13 protein-coding genes and 1 pseudogene are annotated in these 18,222 nt (G+C 46.7%); 7 read left to right on the top strand and 7 right to left on the bottom strand.

All coding sequences use genetic code 11. The features are described 5' to 3' along the window. Positions 1-131: 131 nt before the first annotated feature. From ACNKW2_RS02450 to ACNKW2_RS02435, 4 genes are all read left to right on the top strand, one after another. Positions 132-1,775 carry an alanine/glycine:cation symporter family protein gene (locus ACNKW2_RS02450; protein WP_442962062.1) on the top strand — a complete coding sequence of 548 codons (1,644 nt, stop codon included), beginning with the start codon at positions 132-134 and terminating at the stop codon, positions 1,773-1,775. A 94-nt stretch (positions 1,776-1,869) separates the two neighbouring features. Beyond that, a complete protein-coding gene (locus ACNKW2_RS02445) occupies positions 1,870-2,196 on the top strand; it encodes a hypothetical protein (RefSeq protein ID WP_336566535.1) in 327 nt (108 codons plus the stop codon). Between the two features lie 2 nt (positions 2,197-2,198). Beyond that, positions 2,199-2,480 carry a YeaC family protein gene (locus ACNKW2_RS02440; RefSeq protein WP_419147131.1) on the top strand — a complete coding sequence of 94 codons (282 nt, stop codon included), beginning with the start codon at positions 2,199-2,201 and terminating at the stop codon, positions 2,478-2,480. Further along, complete coding sequence (locus ACNKW2_RS02435) at positions 2,470-5,154, top strand: DUF349 domain-containing protein (protein ID WP_419147130.1); 2,685 nt, start codon at positions 2,470-2,472, stop codon at positions 5,152-5,154. Before ACNKW2_RS02440 ends, ACNKW2_RS02435 begins: the two co-directional genes overlap by 11 nt. A 190-nt stretch (positions 5,155-5,344) precedes the next feature. On the opposite strand, the gene ACNKW2_RS02430 is transcribed toward ACNKW2_RS02435, so the two are convergent. From ACNKW2_RS02430 to ACNKW2_RS02410, 5 genes and pseudogenes are all read right to left on the bottom strand, one after another. Further along, a complete protein-coding gene (locus ACNKW2_RS02430; protein WP_419147129.1) occupies positions 5,345-6,559 on the bottom strand; it encodes a methyl-accepting chemotaxis protein in 1,215 nt (404 codons plus the stop codon). 72 nt (positions 6,560-6,631) lie between these two features. Further along, positions 6,632-6,778 (bottom strand): annotated as a pseudogene (locus tag ACNKW2_RS02425) (hypothetical protein); the annotation flags it as partial. A gap of 115 nt (positions 6,779-6,893) precedes the next feature. Continuing rightward, a complete protein-coding gene (locus ACNKW2_RS02420; protein WP_419147189.1) occupies positions 6,894-7,787 on the bottom strand; it encodes an ABC transporter ATP-binding protein in 894 nt (297 codons plus the stop codon). After that, on the bottom strand, positions 7,781-8,587 hold the full coding sequence (locus ACNKW2_RS02415; RefSeq protein WP_419147128.1) for an ABC transporter permease subunit: 807 nt from the start codon (positions 8,585-8,587) through the stop codon (positions 7,781-7,783). The genes ACNKW2_RS02420 and ACNKW2_RS02415 overlap by 7 nt, the downstream gene beginning before the upstream one ends. A 157-nt stretch (positions 8,588-8,744) precedes the next feature. Further along, the gene (locus tag ACNKW2_RS02410; protein ID WP_419147127.1) at positions 8,745-10,565 is read right to left on the bottom strand and encodes a M2 family metallopeptidase; all 1,821 of its coding nucleotides are present in this window, start codon (positions 10,563-10,565) and stop codon (positions 8,745-8,747) included. A gap of 245 nt (positions 10,566-10,810) precedes the next feature. On the opposite strand from ACNKW2_RS02410, the gene ACNKW2_RS02405 reads away from it, so the two are divergent. Beyond that, positions 10,811-13,072, top strand: a complete 2,262-nt coding sequence (locus ACNKW2_RS02405) for an acyl-CoA dehydrogenase (protein ID WP_419147126.1) — start codon at positions 10,811-10,813, stop codon at positions 13,070-13,072. A gap of 45 nt (positions 13,073-13,117) precedes the next feature. On the opposite strand, the gene ACNKW2_RS02400 is transcribed toward ACNKW2_RS02405, so the two are convergent. Then, on the bottom strand, positions 13,118-13,564 hold the full coding sequence (locus tag ACNKW2_RS02400; protein ID WP_336569260.1) for a hypothetical protein: 447 nt from the start codon (positions 13,562-13,564) through the stop codon (positions 13,118-13,120). A 171-nt stretch (positions 13,565-13,735) separates the two neighbouring features. On the opposite strand from ACNKW2_RS02400, the gene ACNKW2_RS02395 reads away from it, so the two are divergent. After that, positions 13,736-14,722 carry a WD40 repeat domain-containing protein gene (locus ACNKW2_RS02395; RefSeq protein ID WP_419147125.1) on the top strand — a complete coding sequence of 329 codons (987 nt, stop codon included), beginning with the start codon at positions 13,736-13,738 and terminating at the stop codon, positions 14,720-14,722. Between the two features lie 42 nt (positions 14,723-14,764). Here ACNKW2_RS02395 and astB read toward each other — a convergent pair whose 3' ends face one another. After that, positions 14,765-16,105, bottom strand: coding sequence for an N-succinylarginine dihydrolase (gene astB / locus ACNKW2_RS02390; protein WP_419147124.1), 1,341 nt, complete (start codon positions 16,103-16,105; stop codon positions 14,765-14,767). A 213-nt stretch (positions 16,106-16,318) separates the two neighbouring features. On the opposite strand from astB, the gene ACNKW2_RS02385 reads away from it, so the two are divergent. After that, positions 16,319-18,214: a DUF294 nucleotidyltransferase-like domain-containing protein gene (locus tag ACNKW2_RS02385; RefSeq protein ID WP_419147123.1), complete on the top strand. Its 1,896-nt coding sequence runs from the start codon at positions 16,319-16,321 to the stop codon at positions 18,212-18,214. Positions 18,215-18,222 lie beyond the last annotated feature (8 nt).

Below are 18,222 nucleotides of genomic sequence, written 5' to 3'. Positions count from 1 at the left end.
CAAAAAGCCTACAAAGCCAATTGGCACAGTGAAAACAAGGGCTCAGGAACACCACAACAGGGTGTTATAACAACAATAAAGGGGACAAACACGTGGATACGTTAGGTAGTATTTTAGATGCGTTAGATGGGATGCTGGGTGGCTCACCCTGGTTCCCATACATTTTACTCGGGGTGGGGCTGTTTTTTACCATCTATCTCAAGTTTCCTCAGGTGCGCTATTTCAAACATGCTTGCAAGGTGGTTACCGGTAAGTATGACAAAAAAGAATTAGCGGGTGATACCACGCACTTTCAAGCACTCGCTACGGCTTTGTCGGGCACCGTGGGCACCGGTAACATCGGTGGCGTTGCTTTGGCAATCTCAATTGGTGGTCCAGCGGCTTTATTTTGGATGTGGATGACCGCGTTTTTTGGTATGACCACCAAATTCGTCGAGGTGACCCTGTCGCACAAATACCGAGTTAAAACAGACGATGGCACTATGGCGGGTGGCCCTATGTATTACATGGACCGTCGCCTCAACATGAAATGGCTGGCGATCCTGTTTGCCATTGCGACCGTGATCAGCTCTTTTGGCACTGGCAGCTTGCCGCAAATCAATAACATTGCTCAAGGTATGGAAGCGACCTTTGGCTTTGCCCCAATGGCAACCGGTGCCGTACTGTCTATTTTATTAGCCTTGGTTATTTTAGGAGGCATTAAGCGTATTGCCGCCATCACTTCTCGAGTTGTGCCGATTATGGCCGCGGTATACATTCTTGGTGCCTTTGCGGTTATTTTTTATAATATTGAAAACATTGGTCCTGCTTTTGTTTCCGTATTCACCAACGCCTTTACCGGCTCGGCTGCCGCAGGCGGGTTCCTAGGTGCTTCTTTTGCTTACGCATTTAACCGTGGGGTTAACCGAGGTTTGTTCTCTAACGAAGCCGGTCAAGGTTCGGCACCCATTGCTCACGCCTCAGCAAAGGCCGATGAGCCAGTATCAGAAGGCATGGTGTCTATTCTTGAGCCGTTTATTGATACCATCATTATTTGTACCTTAACTGGTTTGGTGATCCTGTCTTCAGGGGTATGGACAGAAAAGTTCGAAACCAGCTTTGAGCGTTCTTCGATGGTGATTTTAGATGGCAAATACCAAGAGGATAATGAGGCCGATAGACAGGCTCTGTATGGTTACTTAAATGGCCAAAAAGACCATGGCGTAGAAAAGTTCAATGGCGTGATAAACGTTGTGCAAGGTAAAGCAGTAACAGAAGATTTCACTGTGATCCATTCACGCTCGATAGGTGAGCAGGTACGTTTTGGTATCACGGACAAGCACAAATACACCGGACCGGTTGAAGTGAAAAATGGTTTACCTACCGACGATAGCATTAGCTTAGTTGGTTATTCACTGGTTCACTCTGCTGAACTGACCACCAAAGCATTCACTCGCGGTTTCTTAGGTGAAAACGGCAAGTACATAGTTTCAATCGGCTTGTTACTGTTCGCCTTTTCTACCGCAATCGCTTGGTCATACTATGGCGACCGTGCCATGATTTATCTATTAGGCAGCCGTTCAGTGATGCCATACCGGGTATTCTATGTGGCGGGTTTCTTTTGGGCCTCATTCGCCGATACTACTCTGGTTTGGAAACTGGCGGCGGTGGCCATTGTGGTGATGACCCTGCCGAACTTATTCGGTATTCTATTGCTGCGTAAAGAGATGAAGTCGTCGGTAAAAGAGTATTGGGTTGACTTCGATAAAGAGCACAACCGTGAATCTAAAAATTAATTAAAATTCTCTTGTCATTTAAGGACAAGAGAATACAAAGATAGTAGAATAAGGCGCCTTACAGGTGCCTTATTTTTTTATGGAGTAGTAAATTATGGCGATAGCGCAATGCCCCAGCTGCAGTAAATCTATTTCCTCCAAGCACACATCCTGTCCTCATTGCCACATTGATTTGACAGATTTTTCCGCCGAAGACCAACAGCGTGTCGCGGCCAGAAAACGGGTAAAGCGTCAACAAACCTTTATCAACTACTCGTTTATCGCGCTGATCTTATTTTTGGGTGGCTTCTTATATATTTATTGGCAGCAACCCGAACCCAACTCAATTGCCATGATTGCCAGTAAAACCGCCATTGGCGTGGGGGCAATTTGGTACCTTATTAATCGAGTGGTTCTTGTGATTTTGAAGAAGAAAAAGTAGCAATGAATGTAGATAGTCTAGTTCAGAATATTACGCCGGAGCTTTATGAGCGCTTGCAATATGGTGCATCAACCGGCAAATGGCCTGATGGCACGCCGCTGAGTGCAGCACAAAAAGAGCAAACTGTGCAGCTAATTATGCTTTATCAAGCCAAGGTGGCACGGTCTAACGAGCAATTCACCATTAACGACAAAGGCGAAATGGTGCAAAAATCTAAACGCGAATTACAACAAGAATTCAAAGCCGACAACGAGATAGCTAGGTTCAGCGAACATGATCTTTAAACACCTATTTACTCCGAAATGGAAACACCCAAAAGTAGACGTGCGCGCGGCTGCCATTGAAAAGCTGGATCTAGAAAAAGACGCCAGCGTATTGCAAACCTTAGCACTAGAAGACGAATCGGCTCAGATCCGTAAGCAGGTTCTGACCAAAGTGAATGACCTAGGGCTATGGTGGAAAGCATACAAACAAGACGGTGAGCTTAAAGAGCTGGCCGAACAGAAAATTTCCAGTGCAGTTATCAATCAAGACAACAGTTTACAAAGCAGCATTCGTGACGAATACATCGAACGCTACGCTGCCACTAAAACTCTTGAAAAAGTGGCGTTGCAAGAGTCCGATCACAGTAATAAAGTCAAACTGCTTAAACGTCTTGCCAACAGCACCCTGATTGAGAAAGTCTTTAAAGAGGGCTCGGAGTCATTGCAGTTGGCTATGTTAGAGCTTGTTGCTCAGCACCGCTTAGAAAAAGCGTTGTTAAAAAGTGCTCAAGGTGAAGCATTAACGGCACTGAATAATACCTTAGAGCAGCAGCGACTGGCGAAAGAAATGCCTGTGCAGGTAGCAGAAGAAACACGCGTGGTGTTGGCTAAGCTCAATGCATTGCGTGACAAGCATGACTATGAAAAAGTCCAGCAGCAAGCCAATGCTTTATTCGAGCAATGGCAGGGAATTGAACTGAAGTGGTTAGACGATGAGGCTGTCGGCGCCCTAGACACTAAGTTCCAACAGGTCTCAGAAAAGCTGAACCGCCATATTGCTGAATTAGAAAAGCAATATTCAGCGCAACAGGCGGCGCAACAATTAAAGCAAAATCAAGCATTAGAGTCGGCCGAGTTAAACGCTGAATTCGAAGCCATTGAAAAAACTTTGGAAGTTGCTTGCAAGTCTCTCGACATAACGCCATATCAAGCGCTTACTGAGCGGCTAGAGGCGCTACAACAGCGCATGCAAGCGCCCCAGTATCTGACACCAGAGATGCTCAGCAATTTGCAGCGTAAATCGCAGACATTGTTTGCAGAGCTTAATGATTTGCCACAGTTCATCACAGCCAGTGACAACTTCAATCAAGCCATAGCAAAGCTAGAGTCAGTGACACCACCAAGTGAGCTGTCGCAGTTTGACCACCAAATGCAAGAGCAAAAAGAAGCCTACATTGTCGCCAAACACGCGTTGGCTGAGTTGCCTGCGGTGTTAAGCAAAGAGGCCAAGGCAAAGCTTCAGTCTGTTAGCCACACTTTTTTAGCTGCAGTGGAGCCGCTGCGTGAAGCGCAAGAAAAAGCGCTGAAGCAAGGCAAGAAAAAAGCGCGTGATGTACAAAGGTTAATCGACCAAGGTCGCTTTAATGTGGCATTTGGTGTGTTTAATGGCTTTATGGAGCAATATGAGCGCCTGACGCCAGAATATAAAAAGCAGTTAGAAAAGCAACACGAAAGCCTTAGCAAAGCGCTTGAAGAATTAAAAGACTGGCAAAAATACGCCGCCACGCCAAAACGTGATGAACTGCTGCAAGAGGTTGAGCAAAAACTCGGTGAAGAGAATGTTGACCCAGTACAGCGCGCAGAAGAAGTGAAGCGCTTACGTAAGCGTTGGAACGAACTTGGCCATGTTGAAACGGAGCAAGAGAAGGTGCAAGCCGCACAGTTTGATGACAAGATTGAACAGTTATTTGCCCCGTGTCGCGCGCACTTTGCTGAGCAAGAGCAGCAACGTGAACAAGCAAAGCAAAAACGCCAAGATATTGTTGCCGAAATGACCCAACTTGCCGCGACGGTTGCAAACCAGTCGGTTGAGTGGCGTGAAATTGAAAGCCAGTTTAATCGTATAGCCAAAGCCTGGAAATCAGCCGGGAATGTTGATGCCAAAAGCTATCAACAATTAAACAACGCGTATCGTGAGCAGCATCAAGCGGTATATGAAAAGCTAAAAGGCTTTCATCAAGCGAACGCAGAGCAAAAAGCACAATTGGTCGCAGAGGCTGAGCAATTACTAGCAAGCGATGACTTAGCTGCGGCCTGCGAACAATTAAAGACGTTGCAAAAACAATGGCAACAGATTGGTTTTGCAGGTGCAAAACAAGAGCATAGTTTATGGAAAGCGTTTCGTGCTCATAATGACGCCGTATTTGAAAAGCGCAGTGCGCAATATGCAGAGCAAAAGCAGCAAGAGCAGGCACAAGAGCAGACTCAGCGTCAACAGTTGGCTGAATTTGATACCCAGCTGATTGAGGCGGTGACGCAAAATGAATTGCTTGCAGTACGTGATGCACTCAATGCCTTTGCCGTGGTCTCTGGCTTAAAGCAAGAGAAAAGCCGGTTACTGGCTCAAGTCGCTGCCAAGCTCGATGACTTGTTTTCTTCTCAGCGCCGCGCAAAGTTTAACGAGTTGGTGCAAGCGGTTGAGAATACTCAGGCCATACCTAGCTCTTGGCAAGGTAAGAACGAAACCAACTTAGACGCGCAGCAGCTGTTATTGCGCTTGGAAATTTTGACCAATCAAGAGAGCCCTGCGGAGCAGCAGTCACAGCGAATGGCACAGCAAGTGGCGATGCTCGATGCCAAGCTGCAAGGTGAGGAAGCCAATTTAGAAACCTACCTAGTGAGCTACCTAGCCGTGGCAGACGAAGCCTGTCTATCGGCTCACAAATCAAGGCTATTAGCAGTACTGAACGCCTAGATCACAAGTAGTGACACTCGAGTTGTAAAAAGCCCATCATGTTTATGATGGGCTTTTTTATTACCAAGATAATAACGGTGGTAGGAGCACGCAATAAGTGAATTTACAGCAACGTAATATGCGCTTAAACTAGACAAAACTCCTATTAAAAAAAGTATGCGAACAAGTCCTCAGCTTGTCCGCCAGCAGACTATTTTGTGGTAAAGAAGCTTAAATCGCTATGCATCCTATTGGCTTTTTCGGTCATTTCCGTGCTGGCGGCGCTGACTTGCTCAACCAAAGCGGCGTTGCGCTGGGTGATCTCATCCATATTAGCCACAGCAGAGTTCGCTTGCTGAATGCCGTGAAGCTGATTTTGACTGGCTTCTGAAATCTCCTTAATCATGTTCATTACCTCCAGCACTGACTTGGTGATCTCATCCAGAGACTCACCAGAGCGGTTGACCAATACGGTGCCTTCTTCCACCTTATTGCTGGAGTCACGAATTAAGGTGCCAATCTCTTTCGCCGCAGCTGAGGCCCGTTGCGCTAGGTTTCTAACCTCGCCAGCTACCACCGCAAAGCCTTTGCCTTGCTCACCCGCACGTGCCGCCTCAACCGCGGCATTCAATGCCAGCAGATTGGTTTGAAAGGCGATTTCGTCTATCATGCTGACAATGTCAACAATGCGCTTGCTGGCGGTGCTGATCTCTCCCATTGCCGTTATGGCTTCATTCACTACCGCGATGCCGCGCTTGGCCGCATCGGTGGTTTCTTGGGCGTGACCACTGACGTTAATGGCATTCTGGGCGTTGTTATTTGCCGAAGCAGTGAGCTCCTCCATGGTTGAGGCGGTTTCCTCTAATGACGAGGCTTGAGACTCAACCCGTGAGCTTAAGTCAGCATTGCCGGTGGCAATTTCTCCAGCACCGGTGCTAACCCCATCGGCTAAGTCGAGTACTGACACTAATGTAGATTGCAGTTTTTCTAATGATGCGTTCAGGGTGTCTTTGACGGTATTGAGTTCGTCGTCAAAATCGCCGTCTATGCGCTGAGTTAAATTACCTTGCTGTAACTGCTGTAATGCCGAGGCAATTTTGGCGGTGCCTTCTTTTCTCGGCGTTGAGTCATCGGCGTAAAGCACTACTTTGGTCATTTCGCCTATGGTGTTGAAGATGGGATTGAATGAACCTGAGAGCCAGCGCGTTTCTCCAGCTAAGGTTTGGTGTTTAAAATCACCACTAACGAATTCACCGGCCTTGAGCTTAGCTTGTGACTTGCTGTACTCAGCACTGGCAATAAAGTCAGGGTGAAGTAGGGTATCGAGTTGTTTACCCAGTAGCTCAGAAACCTCATTACAATTAAAGATATTGAGATAATTATCGTTGGCGTGCTCTAATTCTCCATCCACAGAAAACTCTGCCACCGCGATAGCACGACTAATGGCATTTAATTTATAGGTAAACTCCAGCGCTTCAACTTTGGTTTCTGTAATGTTGGCTTGGATGGAAACATAGCGCTCAACCTGACCATCTTCACCAAATACGGGGTTAATGGCTAGCGATATCCAATAACTATTGCCATTTTGATCGTAGTTTAGAATCTCATCATAAAAAGGTTCTGCGGCATCGAGCTTTTCACGAATACGTTTTCACCGTTTTTTGTAAAATAATTAACTTATTATGATGTTAATACAGGATTTTCGCTTGCCCACAGAGCAAATGAGGGGGATGCGAGCCTAAACTCGCACGGACACGGGATTAGCCAAAGAGCTCGTCTTCAAGGGTTTTGCCATTGACTAAAGACTTATAGTGCCATTGCTGCGCCTTACATAGCTGCAGTAAGTCAATATCGACAGGCTTGCTAGTGTGATAATCCACCAGAATAGCCCCACTGGCATTAAGGGTAACAGACTGTACACCTGTCAGAGGCGCAATGGCGTCAATGTGGTGTTGTGTTGCCGGCTGTTTTAACTTCAAGGTCAGGGTGGCAACTTGCGTCTCTGTGACTCGGTCTACTGCAGTGAGCTTTCCTTTATTGAGGTGCAACACCTTATCGCATAAATCATCGAGCTCAACTAAATCATGAGAGCTGAGGATAAACGTTGCTTGGGACTGCAGCGATCTGACGAGGTTGCGGATTTCTCTGGCATTAACCGGGTCTAAGCCAGCGGTGGCTTCGTCTAATAATACCAGTTCCGGTTGCCCAAGTAAGGTTTGTGCAATGCAAATACGTTTGCGCATACCATGTGAAAGCTCATGGGGTCGTGCCGAAGCGTATTCACTTAAATTGACCAACTCCAGTACTCGCAAGGTTTCACTGTGTGCCTGTTTGCGCTTGAGCCCTTGTAATTGACCGTATAAGTCCAATTGATCGCTCACGGTGAAGCGAGGGTCCAATTGCGCGTCTTGTGGTAAAGCGGCAATTCGGCCAAATAGGCTAGGATCACCAGGCACTTGGTTAAGAATTTTTACTGTGCCGGAATCCGCTGTTAAATAACCACATAAGGTACTGAACAAGGTTGTTTTGCCTGCGCCATTGGGGCCCACCAGTGCAACGGGCGAGCCTGCTGAAATGGTAAAGCTCACCTCATCTAGTGCGCGCATATTGCCATAGTATTTGGTTAAGTTTGTCGCCGTGATAAGGCTCATAATGCCCGCCTTTTGAGTAATTGAGTGCTTAAAGTCAGTAATACCAGTGAGTGCAGTATTGGGGTTGCAAAGCGAGAGACAGTAGAGCTTTGCGATAAAACGTCACTGAGCTGGTAGCCAGGGAACAGGTAAAATAAATATTCTGCGTAAGCAACATAATCAAATACCAACATCACTAGGGTGATTAAAGTGGAGTAGACCAATACGGCATAGATCATACTCATTTTACTTGAGCTGGCAAAATGGTTAACCAAAGACATTAAGGCGATAAAGGGAGCGGTAAATAATAGTAACTCCAGTACAATGGGAAGCAGCAACAATAGGCCGCTAACGGCGAGCTCTGACTCGCGCATAACCATTAAAATCCAAGCGCCCATGGCTGAAATCGCGATTAAAATCGCGGTGTTTAAGACTTGGCCAAAAAAGCGACCGATAACGATTTCAGGTCGGGTACTGCGCAGAGTGAGAAATCGCAAGGTACCGCGGACTCTGTCCTCAACGGTTTGATCTGCGCTTGAAAAAATCACGAAAAGCGGAAATAAAAATATCGACCAAACTAAATACAGTGCCAATTCAACTTCAGGCCACATGGCGATTTTTTGCATTCCTATGCTGCCTGAAAAGGTTTGGATCATATTTTTAAAGTTCGGATCGCCAACAATATACACCGCATTGGCAATGGCATATCTAAGAATGGCATACCACACCAACACAAACGCAGCGATCGCCAGCCAGCCACGTTTGGTGGCAAACAATCGCTTTAGCTCAAAAATAGCAATGAGCCCAGTTCGAGTAAAATTCATTTATGGTTCCTTTGTGGCTTATTGGGTACTAGGTTTTTGGCCTACGCTATCCTAGTGAGCCTATCTGATTGTTATGCTAAAAGGAAGTTATTGAACTGTAACAAAATAAAAACGGGCGACACATTCGCCGCCCGTTTATAGTTAACACTGAAAGGGATTACCAACCGCAGTTACGGCCTTGGTTTTGCTCATCTAAGTACTTTTGCAGTGGCGCGAAGTAGTCAAGCACTGCCGTGGCATCCATCTTATTGCTACCTGTTAGCGTTTGTAATGCTTCTTGCCATGGTCTGCTACTGCCCATTTCAAGCATGGCATTTAAGCGCTCGCCGGCTTCTTTTGAGTTGTACACTGAACAGCGGTGAATAGCTTCCTCACTGCCCGCAATTTCACACAGCGACTTGTGGAATTGGAACTGCAGAATATGTGCTAAGAAATAGCGAGTGTAAGGTACGTTGCCTGGCACATGGTATTTCGCACCTGGATCAAAATCACTTTCACTACGCGCTACAGGCGCTGTTACACCTTGATACTTTTCACGCAGATCCCACCAAGCTTGGTTATATTCTGCTGGTGTTATTTCACCAGAAAATACCTGCCAGCGCCATTGGTCGACCAATAAGCCAAATGGAATAAACGCCACTTTATCGAGTGCCATTTTCATCAGTAAGCCAATGTCCTTTGATTCATCGGGTACTTCATCAAGCAAACCAATTTGTTGTAGATAACCTGGCGTCACCGAAAGGGCGATGGTGTCACCAATGGCTTCGTGAAAACCATCATTGGCACTTTCTTGGTAATATACTGGCTGTTGATTGTAGGCGCGCTGGTAAAAGTTGTGGCCAAGCTCGTGGTGGATCACTGAAAACTCTTCACCAGTACGTTGGATACACATTTTAATTCTTAAGTCGTCTTTAGCATCCAGGTTCCAAGCAGAGGCGTGACATTGAACATCGCGATCTTCTGGTTTGGTAAACAATGAGCGCTGATAAAAGGTTTCCGGTAGAGGAGCAAAGCCCATGGAAGTAAAGAACTTTTCAGCGCCTTTTACCATTTTAACTTCATCATAATTGTGCTCAGCCAACAGCTCTGTGACATCATAACCTGGGTCGGCATTTTCTGGCGCCACTAAATCGTAGATGTTGCCCCAGGTCTGCGCCCACATGTTACCTAATAAATGAGCTGGAATAGGCTGGTCTTGTGGTACTTTGTCTTCACCGTATTTTTCACCTAACTTGGCACGAACGTGACAATGTAGAGAGTCATAAAGTGGTTTTACTTGACCCCAAATACGGTCTAGTTCGTTGGCAAAATCATCCGCTGGCATGTCGTACTTGCTGCGCCACATCGCCCCCGTATCGGCATAGCCAAGCTCGTTAGCGCCTTCATTAGTTAGTACGACCTGCTTTTCATACAGAGGTCGCATGGGCTTGGCCACTTCACGCCAACCTTGCCAAATATCCAAAAGCTCAGCGTAGTTGCGACTGTTAGCCATCTTGGCTGTCATTTCACCTAGGCTTAAACATGTGCCGTCAGCGTTACAATATTTGCCTTTGCCATACATGCCATCAAGCTCGGCGCTTAACTTAGCGAGCTCGGCAGTTTTATCTGCGTCTTTGGGAGCCGGTAGGGTTAAATTGAGTTTTAACTTATCCAATTTGCGACGAGTGTCTGCCGTTAACTGCATGCCATCGAACTGTGCCGCTTGATTGGCCAGCTCCACTAGAGCTGCGGTGTATTCTTCATTGACATCCGCGGCTAACGACGCCGTGTCATGAGTAATAAAGTTGGCGTAAATCCAAGCGGCACGACTTGAGCGAAAGTTAAGATCAACCAGCTGCTCAGCTGCGCTGTCAAGAAAGGCTACCGCATCCGCTTCTGTGAGCTTAGTGTGTTGTTCTGGTGTCGACTTACATGCAGAAAGCGCGACTGCACTGGCGACAATAATGGCACCAACGCTCAGTTTAAATCTTGGTTTCATGACTTTTCACTTGTTGTTATGTTGCTCTAAAAAAGCCTCAACGGTTTAATGCCGCAGGGCTCTGTTCGCTTCAGCTTAGGGTGACTGAATGACAGCGATAATAGCAGGATGCTAGAAAAACGACAATTTCATGACTGGAGCTGCTATGGCTTAGCACAAGAAAAAGTTGAGTTCGTATAGAAGTTAACCATACTTATCGTAGATAAAATAAACTTGGCCGCAAGCTGTGTTCAAAAGGAGTATTTATGACGTTGTTTCTGTTAATTATATTAGCCATCGTGGTGATCTTTTGCGTTAAAGAGGTGCGAGTTAAAGTGATCACTAAGCCGCTGTTTAGGTATTTTAAATCCTCGCTGCCAGAGTTATCTCAAACCGAACGCGAAGCCATGGAAGCTGGCACCATTTGGTGGGATGGCGCCTTATTTTCTGGTAAGCCGAACTGGCGCAAGTGGCTAAGCAATGGCAAGCCGCAGTTAAGCGATGAGGAACAAGCGTTTATCGACAATGAGCTGGAGCAATTACTGGCCATGCTCGATGAGGAAAAAATAGCTGCAGCCAATGATTTACCTCAAGAAGTTTGGCAATACTTAAAACAACAGGGCTTTTTCGCCTTTATTATTCCCAAGTCCTTTGGCGGCAAGGAGTTTAGTGCCCAAGCCAATTCTACCATCGTGGCTAAAATCGCCAGCCGCAGTTTGTCTACGGCGGTTACGGTCATGGTACCCAACAGCTTGGGACCGGCTGAGTTACTGCTGCATTATGGCAGCCATGAACAACAGCAGCATTGGTTGCCCAAGCTTGCGTCTGGCGATGTCATTCCGTGCTTTGCCTTAACATCTCCGGAAGCCGGTTCCGATGCAGGCAGTATTCAAGATTATGCCATCGTTTGTGAGCGCGAGTTTGAGGGGCAGAAGCAACTCGGTTTGGCTGTGACTTGGCAAAAACGTTACATCACGCTTGCGCCTGTGGCGGACGTATTGGGATTGGCGTTTAAGGTGTATGATCCCGATCAGCTGTTATCCGCTAAGCAAGAGCGAGGGATCACGTGTGCCCTCATCCCCACCAACCACGAGGGCGTTGAAACCGGCCCTCGGCACCAGCCACTAGGGCAAGCCTTTATGAATGGCACAACCTCTGGTCAAGATGTATTTATCCCACTTAATTGGGTCATTGGCGAAGAAGCAGGAATTGGTAAAGGTTGGCGGATGCTGGTGTCTTGCTTAAGTGCGGGTCGGGGGATTTCGCTGCCAGCACTTAGTGCTGGTACTGCACACTTAAGTAGCCGCACGACGTCTGCATACGCCGGGGTTAGAAAACAGTTTGGTATACCGATCGCTGCTTTTGAGGGCGTGCAAGAAGCTCTTGCCAGAGTGTACGGCTACAGTTATTTGATTGAGGCGGTAAGACAAACTACTGCACTTGCCATCGATTTGAAACAAAGTCCATCGGTGGTCACCGCCATTGCAAAGTACCATCTCACCGAACACGCAAGAGTGGCATTAAATGACGCCATGGACATACAAGGTGGTAAAGCGATCCAAATGGGGGAGAAAAACTACCTAGCACGAAATTACATGGGCATGCCGATTTCCATCACTGTGGAAGGGGCCAATATTTTAACCCGAAGCTTGATGATATTCGGCCAAGGTGCCACACGTTGTCACCCATTTATACTCAAAGAAATGGCCATTGTGCAGCAACAAGATCAGCTGATTGCCTTAAAAGAGTTCGATGAGGTGTTATGCAAACACTTACAGCATACCGCGGTGAATGGTGTGAAAGCATTCTTAAACGGATTGACGGGTGCCCGCTTTGAGCGTGCGCCAGTCAGTGGCGAAGTGTCCCGTTACTACCGCAGAATCACTTGGCTAAGTCAGGCATTGTCGGTGTACAGCGATGTGGCGATGTTAAAGCTGGGTGGCAGTTTAAAGCGCAGAGAAATGCTCTCTGCCAAATTGGGGGATGTGTTGAGTTACTTATACATGGCTTCCTGCATTTTGAAAAAATACGAAGATGACGGCCGCCAGCAAGGTGACTTGCCGTTGGTAAACTACGCTGTAACACATTGCCTCGATGAGGCTAGCCGCGGTATTTATCGCTTTTGTGATAACTTTACCTGGGCTCCGATGGCCTTCTTGCTGAAGCGCTTAGCTTTTCCTTTGGGCAATTGGTTGCCAGCCCCAAGTGATGATCTTGCCAAAGCCGTATGTAAAAACGTCAATGAACACAAAACTACCCGTGAGCGCATAGCGCATTTGTGCAGTGTGGTGAAACATTCTGCAGTGGATACTGTAGAACATGCCTACATTCTGGAACGAGCCCATGGTCCTCTGATGAGCAAATACCGCAAATGGTGTAAGGAAAATACTCAGCAGTTAGTGGGAAAAACCTTAGATGAGAAGCTAAAAGCGGCGCAGCAAGCGAACGTAATCGATGAAAAAGCAGCAGAAACCGTGTTTTGTATCGAGACCTTAGTCGCTGATGCGGTTGCTGTTGATGCTAAGTAAATAATAAAAAAGGCAATGATTTAGTTCATTGCCTTTTTTGAAGGATTAACGTGCAAAGGGGTCAGCAAGGATTTTATCGACGTACCATTTGCCCTTTTTCTTGATCATTTGCACACTGCGCATATCATCCACCTGCTCTCCGTGTAATTGGCCAGTAAAGATAAGGTTTATTTTTGCCTCCTTACCGTACTGTTCACGTAAACTTTGGTTGGTCATATCCACTTCGATGGTCACTTCATCGTATTGCATGTTGACAAGGTTGCGAGCAAATTGCGAGGCAGTACCGTAAGAGCGCATAATTCTTGCCAGTCGGGGGGTGGAATGTTGTGTGGCCAACTCTAGGCTATTTTTGTTGTAAAGTGCATCAAAATACAAAGTCGCGGTGTAACCGGGTGAATCTTTCGCTCCAGCGGCGTTTTCATCTGAACCGCATGCCGTCAGCATAGTAAAGGCGAAGACTAGTGCGAATACTCTGACAAGGCCTAGCTTCATCGTGCTAAAATACTTCATAAACAATCAAAAGTTATTCATAGTAGCTTAAGTTTGTCTGCTATCCGTCGATATGTAAAGGCAATAAGTTAAATTATCCCGTGCCGCTTTTTATCACTCGATACCGATAATAATCGTCGGTGAGTGGCGGCAGCGCTTAAGGTTGAGGTTTTTATGTGGCGCCAGATTTGTTTATTATTGCTAGTAAGTGTATTGGCAGCATGTGCTGATCAGCCTGAGATCAGTCGAGGAGTCACTAAACAACTGGACACCGACGGCATTGTTCTGGGCCACTTTTCTAAGGACGGGCAGTGGAGCGTTATTCTCGATAGTCACTCTCAAGTAAAGATATTTGATAATCACGCAAACCGCCCTGTTTTTGCTGTACCAAAAGACAAAGTCAAAACGCCAGTAACCGCTTTACTACTCTCAAATGATAAAAACATGTTGGTGATCGCAGGTGAAAACCTAGTATCAATTTGGTCTATCAGTAAACAGAAACTCATCACCAATATTCCATTTGCTGGGGTCAGCCCGCTGGCTTCAATTTCTGCGTTAGCACTGTCAGACGATAACCAACGCCTGCTGGTGGGCATGGATGATGGCTCCTTAAACATGGCCGATTTATTCACTAAATTAAATAACCGCTTTATGCCACATCAGCGGCCCATTCAGCACCTAGCTTTTCTTCCTGGAGCAGAGCGGTTTATCAGTGGTGGCCAAGATGGCAAGGTGGCAATGTGGCAATTTGCCTCACCTGACGCCTTATTTGAACGACAATTCGATCATCGCATTACCAGCTTAACCATCAGTGACGATGGCCATCAGCTGTTTATTTCCGATGGTCTGAATGCCCAACATGTGATGGACTTAGAGCAGCAGCAACAAGTGAGTGAATTACATTATATGGCGCGTTTCAAAATGTTCCGCCAAGCCAAATTTATTCCCGGTTCTAATCTATTGGCGACGTCTTCTTCGAAGTCGCATTTGTCTATTTGGCGATACAACGACGGTGAAGAGTTGGGTACTTGGTCTATTCAAGCCAAGCGCAAAGGCGCCACCGTGGTTGATATGTACTCGCCCGATGCCAATACCTTAGTGACGTTGAACAGTGACGGGATATTAGAAACGTGGGCACTTAATCAACTGGCACAAAAGTAAGCTGGGCGGAAAGACTCTACGCCTCACCGCCCCATAGCAACACTAATTTTGCTGAAACTCGTAGACACTGCCGAGCTTTAACAATTGCGTCAGCTCGTCTAACGCCGTGTAGGACTCTTGTAACAAGCTAGGATCCGCGAGGTCTTGCTCTGTGACACTGTCTCGGTAATGCTTGTTAACCCATTGGCAAAGTTGCTGATATTTGCTGTCACTCATCATCACTTCTGGGTTAACCGCTGTTAGCTCTTGTTGTGTGAGGGCAACCCGTAAGCGCAGACAAGCAGGGCCGCCGCCATTTTGCATACTCTGACGTAAATCAAAAAAACGTACTTGCTTGATGGGGTTATCGGCCGCCAACATGTATTCAATATAAGCGGCAACATTGTCATTGTTGGCGCATTCTTCAGGTGCCACCAACATCATTTCACTTGAGGGTAAGGTCACTAACTGCGAGTTGAATAAATAACTACGTACAGCATCCTCTACACTAACGGCGTGGCTGGGCACTTCGACAATGTGCAGCGGCTGCTGACCTTGGTATGCTTGACGGATCTGGGTCAGGCTTTCAACTTGGTTGATAAATGCTTGGTCATGACAAAACAAGACATTTTCATTACCCACCGCAATGACGTCATTATGAAACACCCCTTGGTCAATCACATCCGGGTTTTGTTGGATAAAAATGGCGTTGTCGTCATTAAGTTGGTGCAGTCTGGCGATTGCTTGGCTGGCTTCGAGTGTTTGCCGAGCCGGGTATTTGCTGGGCCCTTTAATGGCTTGATTAAAACCACTGGCACCATAAACAAATAACTGTAAGCCGGGGCTAGCATGGCTGTCCGCGAGGCGAGTGTGGTTTGCCGCGCCTTCGTCACCAAAAAACGGTTGTTCTGGTAAGTGCTGGTGATGGTTAAAATACTGGTTATCGGCAAACATGGCCCGCAACAGGTTAGACGTGGTGCTGGGTTCAATGGAGCGGTGGAATTTACAGTTTAAGTTGGCACTGGTGAAGTGCACCTTGCCATCACTAGAGTCCGCAGATGGCGACACTGTCGCAGCATTGGCTGTCCACATCGCTGAGGCCGAATAGCAGGCGCGTAATAAGACCGGATCGTGTTTGTAGGCTTTATTTAACACTTCGGCATCACTGCCACTAAAGCCAACCCGACGCAAAGCGGTGAGACTGGGTCTGGCATGCGGGGCAAACACACCTTGCTTTAAGCCGCTATCATGCATTGCCTTCATTTTAGCAAGGCCTTGTAATGCGGCTTCTTTAGGGTTAGAGCTGGCAGCAGCATTAGAAAGCGAAGCTACGTTGCCATAAGAGAGTCCCGCGTAGTTGTGAGTGGGACCAACTAGGCCGTCAAAATTGACTTCATACGCCATGAGTAATTTATCCTGTTAATGTCGTTTTTATTGTCTTCAGTATGTATGGATTGCTGGCGTTTTTAAAGGCCTAGATGTGGTACAAAGCAATTTACTGCCGTTGGCTTAAGTCACTTTCACACTGCCAGCCGATGGTGCAACAGGCTTTTCATTGCAAAATCGTATTCTGTCTCCCACAATATGGGTATCCCTTTAAAACCAGAAAGTTAAATCATGGAAGTTGAACATCAAGAAATAGCCAATTTCTTAGCCGCCTACCCACCGTTTTCTGAATTACCAATCGATGCACTCAATCGCTTGGCTGGCAGCGTTGAGGTGAGCTATTACCGCTCTGGTAGTCAGATTCTAGAATACGGTCAAACCATTACCAACCTACATGTTATCCGTTCTGGTGCGGTGGAGCTGTTTCGTCGCTCGGGTGAGTTATATCACCGTATTTCGGCAGGAGGCATTTTTGGCCATCGTGGTTTATTGATGAATCGCCGAGTCCGCTTCGGAGCAAAAACCTTAGAAGACACTTTGGTATACTGTATTCCCGTTGCCATTTTTGATGAATACTGTGGTGAATTTGAGTTTTTCGCCGATTACTTTGAAGCGGATGATAATACTCGATTGAAGATGACCGTGTCGGAGCATGCTGATAGCAACGACATGACCACCGCAAAGGTGAAAAAGCTGATCCTCCGTGATGTCGTGTATGCCGACCGTAATAGCACAGTGCAACAAGCAGCACAGATCATGGCAAAAGAGCAAGTATCTTCGTTATTAATTTTTGATCCCGATAAACCCATTATGGAAGATCCAGAAGAAGACGACGCTCAGGTTGTGGGGTTAATAAGCGACCGAGATCTGCGCTCGAAAGTGGTCGCTGAGGGGCTTCCTTATGATACCCCTGTGGCCGATATCATGACCACCGACATCATGATCGTGGATTCCAACGCGTATGTCTTTGAGGCGATGATGATTATGCTCAGAGACAGTGTACATCACCTGCCTATCGTACATAAACGCAAGCCCATTGGTATGTTGGCGCTGTCAGATATCTTACGTTATGAGTCACAAAGTAGCTTATTGTTTGTCCGTGGCCTAATGGAGCAACAAAGCGTAGAAGACTTAGCCAGCTATTCTAAGCACTTGAGTGCTATTTTTACTCGCATGGTAAATGAAGACGCCAACTCCCACATGATTGGCTCTGCTATGTCGATTATTGGCAAGACCTTCAAACATAAATTGCTGGAGCTGGCGGAGGCGAAACTGGGACCGCCACCCATTCCATATTGCTTTATTGCCTTGGGCTCGATGGCCAGAGATGAGCAGTTAATCGTGACCGATCAGGATAATGCGCTGATCTTAGACGACAGTTATCACCCCAATAAACACGGTGTGTATTTTGAACAACTGGCTAAGTTTGTTTGCGATGGCCTCGCTAACTGTGGCTATAAATACTGCGATGGTGGCATTATGGCCAGTAACCCAACGTGGCGCATGACCTATAGCCAGTGGCAACAGCAGTTCAGTGATTGGATGGATAATCCTAACCCTGAGGCGTTGTTAAATAGCTCGATTTTCTTTGATCTGGAGGGCGTCTGGGGAGAAATAAAATGGGCACAAGACTTAACCGCCTTTATCAGTAAAAAGGCACAGAAAACCCCCGGGTTTTTAGCCGCCATGGCGCACAATGCATTACGCCGAACACCGCCTCTGGGCTTTTTTAATGGCTTTGTGTTAGAGCAAGATGGCCAACATAAGCGTTCGATGAATATTAAGAGACGCGGCACTGCGCCACTGAGCGATTTGGTGCGTGTTCATGCACTGGCGGTGGGCTCTCGTAAGCAAAACTCTTTTGAACGCTTAGAAGATATTCAAGAAGCTAAGATATTACCAAAAGGCAAAGTACAAGACCTGCAAGCGGCGCTCGAGTATATTGCTATTATGCGCATTCGTCATCAAGCGTGGCAACTAGAGCAGGGGGAAAAGCCAGATAACAGCTTGCCACCAGAAACCCTGTCTGAGTTCGAGCAACGTAACTTAAAAGAGGCGTTTGGCGTGCTTGATAAAGCACAAAGCTTTTTAAAATTCAGATACCAAAACAAGTCAAAGATGAAATAACTGCCATG

Source organism: Pseudoalteromonas 'SMAR' (genome assembly GCF_048515945.1).
GTDB lineage: Bacteria > Pseudomonadota > Gammaproteobacteria > Enterobacterales > Alteromonadaceae > Pseudoalteromonas.
Note: the sequence above shows the minus strand (reverse complement) of the source record. Positions and strands in the feature narration are given on the sequence as shown.